General features: G+C 76.8%; 10 protein-coding genes, 1 tRNA gene and 1 pseudogene. 5 read left to right on the top strand and 7 right to left on the bottom strand.

Annotated elements, in window-relative coordinates; translation table 11 throughout:
* Window positions 1-4 precede the first annotated feature (4 nt).
* Window positions 5-79: transfer RNA gene (locus tag K353_RS29125), tRNA-Val, on the top strand.
* A 235-nt stretch (window positions 80-314) separates the two neighbouring features.
* On the opposite strand, the gene K353_RS34555 is transcribed toward K353_RS29125, so the two are convergent.
* Window positions 315-491 (bottom strand): hypothetical protein, encoded by a 177-nt coding sequence (locus K353_RS34555; protein ID WP_158585505.1) that lies wholly within the window; start codon window positions 489-491, stop codon window positions 315-317.
* Window positions 492-1,091: 600 nt separating this feature from the next.
* On the opposite strand from K353_RS34555, the pseudogene K353_RS29120 reads away from it, so the two are divergent.
* The 3 genes and pseudogenes from K353_RS29120 to K353_RS29110 form a co-directional block, all read left to right on the top strand.
* Window positions 1,092-2,534, top strand: a pseudogene (locus tag K353_RS29120) (serine/threonine-protein kinase); the annotation flags it as partial.
* 700 nt (window positions 2,535-3,234) lie between these two features.
* The gene (locus K353_RS29115; RefSeq protein ID WP_146616594.1) at window positions 3,235-3,792 is read left to right on the top strand and encodes a hypothetical protein; all 558 of its coding nucleotides are present in this window, start codon (window positions 3,235-3,237) and stop codon (window positions 3,790-3,792) included.
* 130 nt (window positions 3,793-3,922) lie between these two features.
* Window positions 3,923-4,297, top strand: coding sequence for a hypothetical protein (locus K353_RS29110; protein ID WP_111556492.1), 375 nt, complete (start codon window positions 3,923-3,925; stop codon window positions 4,295-4,297).
* Window positions 4,298-4,312: 15 nt separating this feature from the next.
* Here K353_RS29110 and K353_RS29105 read toward each other — a convergent pair whose 3' ends face one another.
* A complete protein-coding gene (locus K353_RS29105; protein WP_111556491.1) occupies window positions 4,313-5,116 on the bottom strand; it encodes an RNA methyltransferase in 804 nt (267 codons plus the stop codon).
* 237 nt (window positions 5,117-5,353) lie between these two features.
* On the opposite strand from K353_RS29105, the gene K353_RS29095 reads away from it, so the two are divergent.
* Window positions 5,354-5,926 (top strand): DUF6790 family protein, encoded by a 573-nt coding sequence (locus K353_RS29095; RefSeq protein ID WP_199528281.1) that lies wholly within the window; start codon window positions 5,354-5,356, stop codon window positions 5,924-5,926.
* 128 nt (window positions 5,927-6,054) lie between these two features.
* Here the strand turns inward: K353_RS29095 and cobA are convergent, their stop codons facing one another.
* The 5 genes from cobA to K353_RS29065 all read right to left on the bottom strand — a co-directional run bounded on the left by cobA (window position 6,055) and on the right by K353_RS29065 (window position 14,690).
* A complete protein-coding gene (gene cobA / locus K353_RS29085) occupies window positions 6,055-7,293 on the bottom strand; it encodes a uroporphyrinogen-III C-methyltransferase (RefSeq protein ID WP_111556490.1) in 1,239 nt (412 codons plus the stop codon).
* 206 nt (window positions 7,294-7,499) lie between these two features.
* Entirely contained in the window at window positions 7,500-11,192 is a 3,693-nt protein-coding gene (gene cobT / locus K353_RS29080) for a nicotinate-nucleotide--dimethylbenzimidazole phosphoribosyltransferase (protein ID WP_111556489.1), read from the bottom strand.
* A 425-nt stretch (window positions 11,193-11,617) separates the two neighbouring features.
* Window positions 11,618-12,856 (bottom strand): precorrin-6y C5,15-methyltransferase (decarboxylating) subunit CbiE, encoded by a 1,239-nt coding sequence (gene cbiE / locus K353_RS29075; RefSeq protein ID WP_111556488.1) that lies wholly within the window; start codon window positions 12,854-12,856, stop codon window positions 11,618-11,620.
* Between the two features lie 226 nt (window positions 12,857-13,082).
* Entirely contained in the window at window positions 13,083-13,709 is a 627-nt protein-coding gene (locus K353_RS29070; RefSeq protein ID WP_111556487.1) for a GNAT family N-acetyltransferase, read from the bottom strand.
* Window positions 13,710-13,853: 144 nt separating this feature from the next.
* The gene (locus K353_RS29065; RefSeq protein WP_111556486.1) at window positions 13,854-14,690 is read right to left on the bottom strand and encodes a MetQ/NlpA family ABC transporter substrate-binding protein; all 837 of its coding nucleotides are present in this window, start codon (window positions 14,688-14,690) and stop codon (window positions 13,854-13,856) included.
* Window position 14,691: the final 1 nt, after the last annotated feature.

Raw genomic sequence — 14,691 nt, 5'->3', positions numbered from 1 at the left:
ACCCGCGCGATTAGCTCAGCGGGAGAGCACTACCTTGACACGGTAGGGGTCACTGGTTCAATCCCAGTATCGCGCACCACGGTTGAGAGCCGCAGTCCGGTCCGGACTGCGGCTCTCGGCGTTTTCGGGGCGTACACAAGCGCGCGGGGAACAAGCGCGCGGGGAACGACGGTGGCCGGGAACGGCACGCCCTCACCGACGTGTCGTTCCCGGCCACCGGGTGGGCCGGAGCTTGCAGCCTGTGCCACTCACTGGGTCCGTCCACGACTGTGAGGGCGGCTCCGGCCGGCGAAGACCCCTACCCCATGAGGGGGTCAGCGCCCGATCAGGTCGGCGACCGCCCGGGTCTGGGTCGCCAGTTGGTCCCACGCGCCGAACAGGGCCAGCAGCAGGACGGCGCAGGGCAGGACGATGGCGAGTGCGACGGCCGGGTGCCGGGTCTCCGGGGCGGGGAGGTGGCGGCGGCGAAGGGCTCTGCTGAGCGGTGCCATGGTGTGCTGGGCTCCTGCCGGGCTGGGTGCTGCGGGTCGGTTCGGACGGGGTGGTACGCGGGTGGTGCGGGTGGTGCGGTCCTGGCAGCGGGGCGGTTTCTGGGGGGACGAGCGGGCCCGCCCTCGCTGTGAACAACCGTATGCGGCAGGGCCGTCGGGGGTCGTCATGCCCGCGCACGGTTCCGATCGCCTCCGCTGGGATGAGGCGTGGCGCGGCGGCGTACTCCTGGAGGCGGAGACCGGGGGTGCGGGTACCCCTAGACCGCTCCGGGGGTGCCCCCTGGGGGGTGGCCCGGCCGGGGCCGGGAGACGGGTTCCGGCGTGGTCCCGACCGGGTCCTGACGGGGCGTGGGCGGCGGTCGCGGCACCGGTGCGGTGGCGGTTCGGGTGCGGATCGCCGCCGGTGGCGGGCGGGGTCGGGGCGGCCGGAGACCGTACGCCCGCTACCGATCCGACAATCCGACCGGCGGTTCGCGTGTTGCGTGTCGACGCGGGGCCGGTACCTGTCCGTAAGCTGTCCCGAGACAGTTGTCTGACGATGCCCCACATCCGACGGGGCCTCACCCCACAGGCTGACGGAACGGGAACGGGTACGGGCAGATGGCAATGATGCGGTTGAGGCGTGAGGACCCCCGCATCGTCGGCCCGTACCGGCTGCACCGGCGGCTGGGCGCCGGCGGGATGGGCGTGGTGTACCTCGGCTCCGACCGCAAGGGGCAGCGGGTCGCGCTGAAGCTGATCCGCGCCGAGCTGGCCGAGGACGCCGAGTTCCGCACCCGGTTCGCCCGGGAGATCGCCGCCGCCTCGCGGATCCGCGGCGGCTGCACGGCCCGGGTGGTCGGCTCCGACATCGAGACCGAGCGGCCCTGGCTGGCCACCGCGTACGTGCCCGGGCCCTCGCTGTACAAGCAGGTCTCCGAGGAGGGGACGCTGGCCTGGCCGGACGCCGCCCGGATCGGCTCGGCGCTGGCCGACGGGCTGGTGAAGGTGCACGAGGCCGGGGTGGTGCACCGCGACCTGAAGCCCTCGAACATCCTGCTCTCGCCCAAGGGCCCGCGGATCATCGACTTCGGCATCGCCTGGTCGCGCGGCGCCTCCACGCTCACCCACGTCGGCACCGCGGTCGGCTCGCCCGGCTTCCTGGCGCCCGAGCAGGTGCGGGGCGCGGCCGTCACCCCCGCCACCGACGTGTTCGCCTTCGGGGCGACGCTGGCGTTCGCGCTGACCGGCGAGTCGCCGTTCGGGTCGGGCGCCTCCTCCGAGGTGATGCTGTACCGGGTGGTCCACGAGGAGCCCGACCTGAGCGGCGTCCCGCCGGTGCTGGCCCCGCTGGTGCGCGCCTGCCTGGCCAAGGAGCCGTCCGAGCGCCCGCCGGCCGCCGCGCTGCACGAGCGCCTCAGCGAACTCGCGGCGCGCGGCGGCGGCGGCCGGGCCGGACGCGCCACCGCCCGCCCCGACGAGGTGCGCGCGCCGGCCGCGCCGCCCGCCGAGGGCCCCGCGGAAGGCGCTCCCCCGCTCCGCCGGGCGGGCGCCGGCCCGGCGCCGGGAGCGGCCCGGCGGCCGGACGGACGGCCCGAGGGCGCGCGCGGCACGGCGGGCGGGCGCGGTACGGCCGGTGGGCGTCCCGAGGCGGTGCGCGGCACGGCCGGGGGCGGCGGCCGTCCGGTGGCGAAGGCGGACGGCGCGGCCGGGCCCGGCGGGCGGGCGGTGGCCACGCCCGCGATGCCCCGGCAGGACGCGGCCCGTCCGGACGGGCGCGGCCCGGGGGCGCGGCGCCCGGTCCGGGACGGCGAGACCGTCCGGGAGCGCCGCCCCGCGACCGGCCCCGGCCGCACCCCCGCGCCGGGCCGGGACCGCACTCCCCCGCCCGGGCGCGCCCCGCACACCCTGGGCGGCCGCCCGACGCCGCGTCAACGGCTGCTGCGGCAGCGGCTGGTGGTGTTCGTGACGGTCACCCTGGGCGTGGCGCTGGCCATCGCCGTCGCGCAGGGCTGCCAGAACCGCGAGGCGCAGGGCCTGGGCCCGCAGCCCGCCGGCGTGGTGACCGGGGGGCCGGCCGCGCCGAGCGCCGGGACGACGACGCTGTCCGTGGACGGCGCGAACGCCGGGCACAGCGACACCGGGCTCGCCCCGTCCTTCGGCACCCAGCCGCAGGTCGACTGGCCCAACCTGAGCTACCCGGACCCGTCCGGCGGCCCGGCGATCCGGCTGCACGACGGCCGCTCCACCGAGAACGGCCCGCCGATCTCGCTCTCCGCGGTGCTGCCCGCCCGCTACCGGGACGCCCAGGCCGCGCTGGTGGTGCTGCGCCGGCTGGAGGGCTCGGTGCCGGTCGACCTGGTCCAGCTGTACGGCTTCACCGCCGGCGCCCCCGTGCTGCTGGCCGACCGGGCCTCGGCCGCCAACCCGGAGGCCGGGGCGGTGTGGCGGGTGGAGAACGGGGCGCTGATCCGCGAGGAGCGGGTCGACCGCACGGGCGCGGTCTCCTCCACCCGGTACACCGTCCGCCCGGACGGCGGCCTGGAGGAGTCCTGGCCGGGCTCGGGCGTCTCCGGCTCGGCGGACTGACCGGCCCGCCCGGCGGGCGTCACGGCCCGGCGGCGCGCCGGACCGGGCGGCGGGACCGGGGCCGCGGCCCGTCGGGGCGGCGGGGGCGGCATGGCCGGGACGCTGCCGGACGGGGGCGGGGCGGGGGCCGGAAGGTGGTGACGGCTTGTCAGTACGGGGCGGCAGCATGGGCCGCATGATGTGGACGACCGACGCGATGCACGTCGCGTACTGCCAGTACTTCCTGTACGGGCCGGAGCTGCCGGGCGGCTGGGACGCGCACGCGCTGGACCGGCTGTTCCACGGGAACGGGGTGGCCTCGGGCTGCCCGGACCACCTGACGGTGCTGTGCGGGACGCACACCGGGCTGATCCGGCTGGGGGTGGAGCGCTGCGCGCGGCGGCCGGCGGAGCCGGGGCCGGAGTGGGAGAGCGCGGTGGAGCTGTCGCTGCACAGCAGCGGCGAGCTGCGGCTGCGGGCCTGGGACGGGGTGGACGTCGAGGGGCCGGGGAACCTGGCGCACGCCGGGCCCGGCTGGTACCGGGTGCGGGTGCAGACCCGCGGCCGGGACCGGGGGCGGGAGGCCGACACCGCGGCCCGCCCGGTCGAGGAGCACCGGCTGACGCTGTGGCCCGCTCCCCCGTCGCCGGAGCTGGTGCTGCGGGTCGGCGACCTGACCGGCCGCCGCCACCACGACCCGCGGCGGCCGGCGCCGCAGCCGATCCGTCCGCCGTCGGCGCGCCGGGCGGCGTGACGGGTGGCGTGACGGGCGGCGTGACGGGGGTGCTGTCGGCGGTGGTGGGCGCGGCGGCCACCGGATAATGGTGCCGACCGTGCGCCGGACCGGCGGCGGTGCGGAGCGAGTCGGGAGAGGTGCGGGAGCGATGGCCCTGGTGGAGGGTGAGCGCGTCAGGTTGCTGGCGGACCTGGCGCTGGGCGGGGCGTCCGCCGGGGAGGACGGCCCGTCGGTCGGCCTCCTGCTGCTGGGCGCGGGCATCGAGGGGACCGTCGTGCGGGTCACCGGGGAGCTGCCGCCGCCGGAGGAGGTCCGCGAGTACGAGCGGCTGCGGGCCCTGTTCGAGGACTACGGGCACACCGTGCCCGCGGAGAGCCTGCGCCGGCTGGAGGCGCAGCTCGCCGAACTGGAGCCGCACTGGCGGGAGTTCCGGGCGCGGGGCCCGCGCTCGTCGGTCCGGGTCCGGTTCGACAACGGCTTCGTGCTGGAGGACGCGGACGCGGAGGTGTTCGCCGCCTGCTGAGCGCGGGCCGTCCGGTCAGCCGTGGTTGACGGCGTAGAAGGCGATCGCGGCGGCGGCGCCGACGTTCAGCGAGTCGATGCCGTGCGCCATCGGGATCCGCACCCGCTGGTCGGCGGCGGCGAGGGCCTTCGGGGTCAGGCCGTCGCCCTCGGCGCCGAGCATCAGCGCGGCCTTCGGAAGCAGGTGCGGGCGGGCCGCGGTGAAGTCCTCAGCGCCGGAGGGGGTCAGCGCCAGCAGCTCGAACCCGGCCGCCCGGACGGCGTCGAGCGCGGCCGGCCACGGGTCGAGCCGGGCGTAGGGGACGGAGAACACCGCGCCCATCGAGGTCTTGACGGCCCGCCGGTACAGCGGGTCGGCGCAGTCCGGGGAGAGCAGCACCGCGTCCATGCCGAGCGCCGCCGAGGAGCGGAAGATCGCGCCGAGGTTGGTGTGGTCGACCAGCCCCTCCAGGACGGCGACCCGGCGGGCGCCCGCGAGCACCTGCGCGGCGGCGGGCAGCGGCTTGCGCTCCATCGAGGCGAGCGCGCCCCGGTGCACGTGGTAGCCGGTGACCCGCTCGGCGAGCACCGGGTCGACCAGGTGGACGGGGGCGTCCGTCCCCGCGATCACGTCCTGCATGACGCCCAGCCACTTGGCGGTGAGCAGCATCGACCGCATCCGGAACCCGGCGGCCAGCGCCCGGCGGATCACCTTCTCGCCCTCGGCGATGAACAGCCCCTCGGCGGGCTCGCGGCGGCGGCGCAGCTCGACGTCGGTCAGGTCGGTGTAGTCGCTCAGCCGGGGGTCGGCGGCGTCGGTGACGGTCAGTGGCTCGGACACCGGACGATTTTCGCACGTCGCGGCGGTGGGAGCGGGCCGGTGGTCCGCGGGTGCGGGGCAGGGCGGGACGCCCGCCCCGCGGTGGTCGCGGCGCGGCTCCGGCTCACTCCGGTGCGGGTGCGCCGTCCGCTCGCCGGGTGCCGGGCGCGCGGCGGCGGGGCGGGGGTGAGCAGGTCGGCGAGCCGGTGGGTGTCCGCGAGGTACCGCTCGTAGGGGAAGCCGGCCGCCAGGAGGGCGGTGCGGAACTCCTCCTCCAGCGGTCCGCCCTCGTCCAGGAAGGCGGCCTGGCTGGCCGGGGTGAGGGTGACCAGGCGGCGGCACCCGGGCCGGCCGGCGGCGGAGGTCTGGCAGCGCTGGTGGGCCGTCGGCGCCCTGGGCTTCGGCAGCCTCTGGGTCGCGGTCGCGTTCCTGGTCGCCCCGTCGGGCATGGCCGACGCCATCGGGTTCGCGCACTCGCCGTTCCAGTTCGAGATCGCCTGCGCGAACGTCGGCTTCGCCCTGCTGGGCTTCCGCGCCGCGTCCGCCTCCGCCTCCGCCCGCGAGCGACTCACCTGCGGGCTGGCGGCGGCGTTCCTGTGGGGCGCGGCGGCCGGCCACCTCCACCAGTGGTTCGCCCACGGCGACCACGCCGACGGGAACACCGGCGGCATCCTGGCCAACGACCTGCTGATCCCCACCGTGGTGATCGCCCTGGCGGCCCGGGACCTCCGCCGCGCCGGTCGCGCCGGTCGCACCGGTCGCACCGCCACCGGCCCGGCCCGCACCGCCCGCCCCGTGCACCGGGCCGCCCGGCTCCGGACGCACGACTGACGCGACCGGCCCGACCCGCGCGACCGGCCCGACCGGCCCGACCGGCCCGACCGGCACGAGGAAGGGGAGCGGCCGTCCCGTCGGACGGCCGCTCCCCTCTCCTCCCGCTCCCGTTCCCGCGCGGCGGGCTACTCGCCCAGGACGCCGACCACCTCGCCGATCACGATCACCGCCGGGGGCTTGATGCCCTCGGCGGTGACGGTCTCGCCGATGGTGGCGAGGGTGGCGTCGACGCGGCGCTGGCCGGCGGTGGTGCCTTCCTGGACGACGGCGACCGGGGTGTCGGCGGCGCGGCCGTGGGCGAGGAGTTCGGCGGCGATCGCGCCGATCTTGTCGACGGCCATCAGCAGGACCAGGGTGCCGGTCATCCCCGCGACGGCCTCCCAGTTGGTGAGGGAGCGCTCGCCGGGGCCGACGTGGCCGGAGATCACGGTGAACTCGTGGGTGAGGCCGCGGTGGGTGACCGGGATGCCGGCTGCCGCGGGGACGCTGATCGAGGAGGAGATGCCGGGGACGACCGTGACCGGGACGCCCGCCTCGACGCAGGCGAGCAGCTCCTCGCCGCCGCGGCCGAAGACGTACGGGTCGCCGCCCTTGAGCCGGACCACGAACTTGCCGGCCTTGGCGTGCTCGACCAGGGTGCGGTTGATCGCCTCCTGGGCCATGTAGCGGCCGTAGGGGATCTTGGAGGCGTCGATCACCTCGACGTGCGGGGGCAGCTCGGCGAGCAGTTCGCGCGGGGCGAGCCGGTCGGCGACGACCACGTCGGCGTCGGCGAGCAGGCGGCGGCCCCGGACGGTGATCAGGTCCGGGTCGCCCGGCCCGCCGCCGACCAGGGCGACGCCCGCGTCCCGGGCGCGGTACTGGCGGGCGGCGAGGGAGCCGTCGCGCAGGCCGGCCACGATGGAGTCGCGCAGCGCCGCGGAGTGCCGGGGGTCGCCGGTGAGGACGGCGACGGTCGCGCCGGAGTCGTGGCCGGAGGCGGGCGTCCAGGCGGTGGCGGCGGAGGCGTCGTCGCTGCGGGAGCAGAACACCCGCAGCCGCTCGGCCTCGGCGGAGACGGCGGTGTTGACGGCCGGGTCGTCGGTGGCGACCAGCGCGTACCAGGTGTCGGCGAGGTCGCCGTCCGCGTACGGGCGCCGGTGCCAGGTCAGCTCACCGGCGTCGGCCATCGCGGAGACGGCGGGGGTGGTGGCCGGGGATATCAGGTGGATCTCGGCACCGGCCGCGATCAGCGCGGGCAGCCGGCGCTGGGCGACCTGTCCGCCGCCGACGACCACGACGCGGCGGCCGGTGAGCAGCAGCCCGACGGGGTACGGGGTGAGGCCCCGGGTCGACGGGTGGGGGTGGGGGGTGGGCGCGGTCATGAGGGGGAGCTCCTGGGTGGGCGGCGGTGCTGGGGGGAGCCCCGTGCCAGCGCGCCCTTGAGCCGGTACGGGTTCGGTCCGGTCCAGCCGGTCGAATGGACCGGTGCCGGGTGCCGGGCGTCCGGTGCCCGACGGGGCCGGCCGGACGGGGCCCGGGCGGGGCGGCCGCCCCCTCGCACGGCGGGGGCGGCCGGGACCGGGCGGGGTCAGCCCTTCTCGGTGACTCCGGCGGAGTCGAAGGTGGCTACATCGTGCATCGCCCGGGCCGCGCTCTGCACCAGCGGGAGGGCCAGCAGGGCACCGGTGCCCTCGCCGAGCCGCAGGTCGAGGTCGATCAGCGGGCGCAGGCCGAGCTTGGCGAGCGCGGTCTGGTGGCCGGGCTCGGCGGAGCGGTGGCCCGCGATGCAGGCGGCCAGCACCTCGGGGGCGATGGCCTTGGCGACCAGGGCCGCCGAACCGGCGATCACGCCGTCCAGGATCACCGGGACGCGCAGCGAGGCCGCGCCGAGCAGGAACCCGGCGATCGCGGCGTGCTCCAGGCCGCCGACGGCCGACAGCACGCCGATCGGGTCGGCCGGGTCCGGCTTGTGCAGGTCGAGGGCCTGCCGGATCACCTCGATCTTGCGGGCGTGGGTCGCGTCGTCGATGCCGGTGCCGCGGCCGGTGACCTCGGCCGGGTCGGTCTCGGTGAAGACCGAGATCAGCGCGGCGGAGGCGGTGGTGTTGGCGATGCCCATGTCGCCGGTGATCAGCACCTTGTTGCCGGCCGCGACCAGGTCGCGGGCGGTCTCGATGCCGACCTCGATCGCGCGCAGCGCCTCGTCGCGGCTCATCGCCGGGCCCTGCGTCATGTCGTCGGTGCCGGGCTTGACCTTGCGCGGCAGCAGGCCGGTGGTGCGGCCCTGCTGGATGGCGTCCGGGAGTTCGGCGGCCACGCCGACGTCGACCACGCACACCTCGGTGCCGACCTGCGCGGCGAAGGCGTTGACCACCGCGCCGCCGGCCAGGAAGTTGCCGACCATCTGCGCGGTGACCTCCTGCGGCCACGGGGTGACGCCCTGGGCGTGCACGCCGTGGTCGCCCGCGAAGATCGCCACGCAGCCGGGCTCCGGGACCGGCGGCGGGCACTGCCGGGCCAGGCCGGACAGCTGGGCCGCGATCATCTCCAGCACGCCGAGCGAACCGGCGGGCTTGGTCATCCGCTTCTGCCGGTCCCACGCCTCGCCGAGCGCCTTGGCGTCCAGCGGGCGGATGCCGCGCAGGGTGTCGGACAGCAGGTCGTGCGGCTCCTCGCCGGGCAGCGCGCGGTTGCCGTACTGCTCCTCGTGCACCACCCAGGACAGCGGGCGCTTCTTCGCCCAGCCCTGCTGCTGCAGCTCCGGCTCGTCCGGGAAGGCGTCCACGTAGCCGACGCACAGGTAGGCGACGACCTCCAGGTGCTCGGGCAGGCCCAGCTCGCGGACCAGCTCCTCCTCGTCGAAGAAGCTCACCCAGCCGACGCCCAGGCCCTCGGCGCGGGCCGCCAGCCACAGGTTCTCCACGGCCAGCGCGGCCGAGTACGGGGCCATCTGCGGCTGGGTGTGCCGGCCCAGGGTGTGCCGGCCGCCGCGGGTGCGGTCGGCGGTCACCACGATGTTGACCGGCGTCTCCAGGATCGCCTCGATCTTGATTTCCTTGAACTGCTTCGCCCGGCCCTTGGGCAGCGAGTCCGCGTACGCCTCGCGCTGACGCTCCGCCAGCTCGTGCATCTTCCGGCGGGTCTTCGCGGAACGGATCACCACGAAGTCCCACGGCTGCGAGTAGCCGACGCTCGGCGCGGTGTGCGCCGCCTCCAGCACCCGGATCAGCACCTCGTGCGGGATCGCGTCCGACCGGAAGCCGTTACGCACGTCGCGCCGCTCCCGGATCACCTGGTGCACGGCCTCCCGCCCGGCCTCGTCGTAGCCCGGCGCGGCGGGCGGGCGCTCCTCCTCGGCGGCCTCGGGTTCGGGCTCGGGCTCGGTGGCGGTCTCGACCTCGGCGGCGACGACCTCGACCTCGGCAGCGGCGTCGGCTTCGACGTCGGCTTCGACGTCGGCTCCGGCGGTCGCTTCGACGGCCGCGGGCTGCGGCTGCTCGGCCTGCTCCGGTTCGGCCTCCGGCTGGGGGGCGGCCTCGGTCTCGGACACCGCGACCGGCTGGGCCGCCTGCTCGGCCACCGGCTCGACGGCGGCTTCGGCCTCGGGCTGCGACCGGGTCTCCTCGGCGGGGGCCGCAACGGCGGTCTCGGCGACCGGCTCGGCCGCCGGCTCCACCGGCTGCTCGGCGGCGGGGGTCTCCGCCTGCGCCTGCTCGGGGGCCGTGACGGCCTCGGGGGCCTCGGCCGCGGGCTGCTCGGCGGCGGCCTCGGGCTGCGGCTCCGCGGCGGGCTGCGCGCCCTCGGGCTCCAGCAGCGGCAGGCCGGCGGGCGCGGCGAGGAAGGCGGAGATCCGCCGGTGCGCGCCCCGCCCGGACGACTTGCCCGCCGGGGCGGGGATAGGCTCCGCGGCGGCCTCGCCGCTCACCGTCTGCGCGGTCGCGGCCTCGACGGGCTGCGCGGCCTCGGGCTCCGCGGCGGGGGCCTGCGCGGGCTGCTCCGCCGCGACGGCCTCTGGCTGCTCGGCCGACGGCGCGTCGACCGCCTCAACGGCGGTCGGCTCGGCGACGGTGGGTTCGGCGACGGTCGGCTCGGCGACGGCCTCCGGCTGCGGCTCGGACGGCGCGGGGGGCGCCTCGGCCACCACCGCCTCGGCCACCACCGCCGCGGGCTCGACGGCCTCGACGGTTTCGGCGACCTCAGCGGCCTCGACGGCCTCGGCGGCGGGCACGGCGATCGGCGGCTCGACCTGCTGGGCCGGTTCCACGAACACCGGTGCCAGGTTCGCGGCGGGCCCGGTCACGGGGGCCGCAGGGGCCTCGACGGCAGCCGGCTGCTCCACGACGGGTTCGGCGGCGGGCGCGGGAGCCTCGACGGCGACCGGCACCCCGGCCACCGGCTCGACCGCCCCGGGCTGCTCGACGACCGGCGGGGCCACGGCCACCGGCTCGGCGACGACTACCGCCGCGGCGGCCTCCACCACCTGCGGCTGCACCGGCGCGGGCACCTGCACGGCCGGCCCGGGCTGCGGCTGCGGCTGTGCCTGCGGCGGCACCGGGGCCTGCGTCTGCACGGCGGCCTGCTGCTGCACCGTTTCGGCGGTCAGCACCGGCACCCCGTACGCGGGCGTGCCGCCGGGGAGGGTCGGGCCGCGGTCGGCGAGCGAGCGCACCGGGACGTGACCGGTCATCAGGGACGGGTCGGGGATCGGCGGCCCGGCGTGCAGCGGGCGGCGCGGCTGCGGCGGCACCGGCTGCTGGACGGCGGCGGCCGCAGCCGGAGCCGGAGCCGGAGCCGGGGCCACGGGCTGGGCCGGCGGGGCAGCGAGGTGCAGGGTGCCGCTGCCGACCCCCTCCGCGCCGGGCGCGGCCGGTGCGGCGGACGGCCCGGCGGCCGGGGTGGCGGTGAGGACCGGGGGTTCGAGCGGCGGCCAGGACGGCGCGACGGGGGTGCCGGGCGGCTGCTCACCCGCGACGAGCGGCTCGCCGAGCGGTGCGCCGAGCGGCTCGGCCACCGGCTCCGCGGCCGGTTCGGCGGACTCGACGGTGCCGTGCACGGCGTCGCCCCAGGCGGTCTGCGGGCCGGGCATCAGCAGGACGTCGTCCTCCTCGTCGCCGTCGGGCTGGTCGAGGAAGGTGTACGCGGGCCGCTGGTCGCCGTGCCAGGGCCCGGCGGGCGCGGCGGGCTGGAGGGGCGCGCCGAGGTGGTGCTCCGGGACGGGTCCGCCGGGCCCGGGTTCGGGCGCGAGGGGACCGGTACTGGGGGCGTGGCCGCCGTCGGTCATGTCAATGCTCCTTCCAGGCCGCTTGCGCGTCCTCGGCGGCTCCCCGAAGGCCCCGCCACTTCGCCGGGGCGGGGCCGCACCGACCCGTCCCTTACTCCACCGGCCGTCACCCGCACGGGTGGCGTGCCATCAGAAACAACGACGGCCCCGGGCAACCGGCACGACGGCGCGGCCGCTCCGGACCCTCACGGCATTCTTCCGGGCGGGTGCGCACCGCGTCGAATGCCCGCGAAGCGGGCCGTTCGGGTTGCAACGCGTCAAATCGGCGGTAACCGTGCCGGATCGGACACGGGACTGCCTCGACGGGTTGGTCCCCCGGGGAAACCCTACCGGCCGCGGCCGGGCCGATCTCGAAACCCTGTCCGGATGCGACGGGGATCACCGTACCGCCGGGGACGGACGCTCCGCGGGGGCGTTACCGGAGGTCAGTCGTACGGTTCGCCCCAGATCAGCAGGGTGTAGTCGCCGCGCCCGAAGGAGGGTCCGCCGCCGGTGTCGGGTTCGGCGCGCAGGGGGGCGGACTGGAGCAGCAGGCCGTCGACGCGGTAGCCGGCGGTGTCCAGGATCCGGCGGGTTTCGGCGGCTTCGGCGAGGGTGCGGGCGACGGCGACCACCCGTTCGGGTTTGCGGGCGGCGACGGCGCGGACCATGGCGGGGCCGCCGTGTTCGACGGCGACGGCGTCGGGTTCGGGGAGGGCGCCGAAGACGTCGGGGCCGGAGCCGGCGGCGGTCTCGACCTCGACGCCGGCCTTGCGGGCGTTGGCGGAGATCCGGGCGCAGTCGGCGGGTTCGGCCTCGACGGCGACCACGGCGGCGCCGAACCGGGCGGCCTCGACGGCGAGCGCGCCGTCCCCGGCGCCGACGGTCCACAGCAGGTCGCCCGGCGCGGGGGCGAGCCGGGCCAGGGCCAGGGCGCGGACGTGCGGCGGGAGGGCGCGGGGGCGCCGGGCGTCGGCGTCCGCTCCGGCGTACGCCCGGCTGGGGAGCGCCCAGCCGCGCTGCGGGCCGGGGTGGTCGAGCGGTCGGCCGGCCAGCCAGCCGGAGGCGGCCTCGGCGGGCGGGACGTTGCCGATGACCAGGACGACGGAGGGGTCGCGCCAGTCGTGGTCGGGGACGCGTTCGGAGGTGAGGACAGTGACGTCCTCCTCGGCGGTGCCGAGCGCCTCGCAGACCACGAAGGTGCGGGGGACGCCGCGGAGCATCAGGGCGAGTTCGCTGGGCCCGGCCCCGCCGGTGGTGAGGACGGCGACCTTGGGGTGGGCGCGGCAGACGTTGGCGGCGCGGCGCAGCCGTCCGCCGTGGGCGGAGACCACCTGGGCGTCCTCCCAGGCCATGCCGGCCCGGGCGAAGGCGGTGGCCACCGAGGAGACGGCGGGCAGGACTTCGAGTTCGAGGCCGTACTCGGGGCGGCGCAGGGTGCGCACGACGCCGAAGAAGCCGGGGTCGCCCTCGGCGACGACGACGGCGGCGCCGCGGTGGTCGGCGATCTTCCGGGCGGCGGCCCGCAGGTCGGCGAGGCCGATGCGTTCGGCGCGTTCGGGGACGGGGAGGCCGGCGAGCTGGTAGCCGGCTCCGGCGACCAGGGTGGCTCCGGCGAGTGCGTCGGCGGCGCTCTGGGTCAAGGGGGTGCCGTCCCACCCGATGACCGTGATCCGGTCAGCCATCTGCGGCCGTTCTCCCTCGTGCCGTGTGTCCGCCCCTGGTGGGGTGCGCCGCGGGCGCGCCCTGCGCAGAGGCTACCGCCTGGCCGGGGTGGTGCGGAGCCGTGGCGCGCGCCGGGGGCGTGAACAACCGGAGCACGGCCGGGAACGCGGTGGGCAACGCGGCCGGGAACGTGGCCGGGAACGCGGCCGGGGGCGGCCCGGGGGCGGTGGTGGGTGCGGCCGGGTCTCAGCGGCGCAGGGCGTGGTGGCGGTCGTCGGGGTGGACGGGTTCGGGCGGGTCGAGGTCCTCGGGGAGCAGGCTCCACACGATCAGGTCGGTGTGCTCCTCGGGGCCCGGGCCCCACTCCCCGCCGCGGACTATCGCCGCGTTGCGCAGCACGCCCTCGCTGATCGCGCCGGTCTTCTGGGCGACCTGCTGGGCGGCGGTGTTGCCGGCGGCGGTGCGCAGTTCGAGGCGCTGGAAGCCGCGGTCCTCGAACAGCCACTGGGCGGTGCCGAGGACGGCCTCGGGCGCGTAGCCCTCGCCGCGGGCCCAGGGGGCGGTGACGAAGCGGACCTCGGTGGCGCGCAGGTGCCAGTCGGTGCGGTCGAGTTCGAGCAGGCCGACCAGCCGCTGGGTGAGGTGCTCGGTGACGGCGAAAACGATTCCGCGCCCCCGGGCGCGCCGCTCGGGGGCCTGACGGGCGATCAGCTCGTGCGCGTCGGACTCGCGGTAGGGGCGGGGGTGGCCGGTCCAGGTCTGGACGAGTTCGTCGCCGAGCATGGCGGCCAGTGCGGGGGCGTCCTGGTCCTCAAGGGCGCGCAGCAGCAGCCGTTCGGTGCTGATGGCTGTCTCGGGGAAGTTCGCAACCATGCCGTCTCTCCTCGCCGGTCGTGGACACACCGTACGCCCCGCCCTTCGTCGGGCGTGCCAGCGTACCCGCTCCGCACCTCACGGCTCGTCAGCACGGTGCCCCCGGCGGGGAGGCCGGGGGCACCGGGAGGGGCGGCGGTCGGGTCAGAACGCCGGAATGACGGCGCCCTGGAAGTTGTCGTCGATGTACTTCTTCACCTCGTCGGAGTGCAGCAGCTCGGCGAGCTTCTGCACCCGCGGGTCGCTCTCGTGGCCCTTCTTGACGGCGAGGATGTTGGCGTAGGGGTTGCCCTCGGCCTTCTCCAGCACCAGCGCGTCGGTGGCGGGCTTGAGGTTGGCGCCCAGCGCGTAGTTGCCGTTGATGACGGCGGCGTCGACGTCGTCGAGGGAGCGCGGCAGCTGGGCCGCCTCCAGCTCCTTGAACTTGAGGTTCTTCGGGTTGCCGGTGACGTCCTGGACGGTGGCGGTGGTGCCGGCGCCGTCCTTGAGGGTGATGACGTTGTTGTCGGCGAGCAGCTTGAGCGCCCGGCCCTCGTTGGTGGCGTCGCTGGGGACGGCGACCTGGGCGCCGTCCTTGAGCTCGGTGACGCTCTTGACCTTCTTGGAGTAGACGCCGAGCGGCTCCAGGTGGACGGTCTCGACGGGCACGATGTCCGTGCCGTTCTTCTTGTTGAAGTCGTCCAGGTAGGGCTGGTGCTGGAAGTAGTTCGCGTCCGCGGAGCCGTCTTGGACCGAGGTGTTGGGGGTCACGTAGTCGCTGACCTCCTTGATGTCCAGCTTGAGGCCCGCCTTGGCCGCCAGGTTGTCCTGCACGAACTTGAGGATCTGCGCGTGCGGGGTGGGGCTGGCGGCGACCACCAGGGGCTTGTTCGGGTCGGCGGAGGCGCCGGAGCCGGAGGAGTCCGAGGAGCAGGCGGCCAGGGTGAGCGCGAGGCCGGCGGCGGTGGCGGTCAGGGCGGTGGTCTTCAGGACGTTACGCACG

The sequence above is a fragment of the Kitasatospora sp. SolWspMP-SS2h genome, from assembly GCF_003259315.1.
GTDB lineage: Bacteria > Actinomycetota > Actinomycetes > Streptomycetales > Streptomycetaceae > Kitasatospora > Kitasatospora fiedleri.
This window is presented reverse-complemented; position numbering and strand designations above follow the sequence as displayed.

What these genes read in the sequence shown, in the direction of transcription:
- K353_RS34555 (WP_158585505.1), bottom strand. Translation starts at nt 491, where the DNA reads ATGGCACCGCTCAGCAGAGCCCTTCGCCGCCGCCACCTCCCCGCCCCG.
- K353_RS29115 (WP_146616594.1), top strand. Translation starts at nt 3,235, where the DNA reads ATGATGTGGACGACCGACGCGATGCACGTCGCGTACTGCCAGTACTTC.
- K353_RS29110 (WP_111556492.1), top strand. Translation starts at nt 3,923, where the DNA reads ATGGCCCTGGTGGAGGGTGAGCGCGTCAGGTTGCTGGCGGACCTGGCG.
- cobA (WP_111556490.1), bottom strand. Translation starts at nt 7,293, where the DNA reads ATGACCGCGCCCACCCCCCACCCCCACCCGTCGACCCGGGGCCTCACC.
- cobT (WP_111556489.1), bottom strand. Translation starts at nt 11,192, where the DNA reads ATGACCGACGGCGGCCACGCCCCCAGTACCGGTCCCCTCGCGCCCGAA.
- cbiE (WP_111556488.1), bottom strand. Translation starts at nt 12,856, where the DNA reads ATGGCTGACCGGATCACGGTCATCGGGTGGGACGGCACCCCCTTGACC.
- K353_RS29070 (WP_111556487.1), bottom strand. Translation starts at nt 13,709, where the DNA reads ATGGTTGCGAACTTCCCCGAGACAGCCATCAGCACCGAACGGCTGCTG.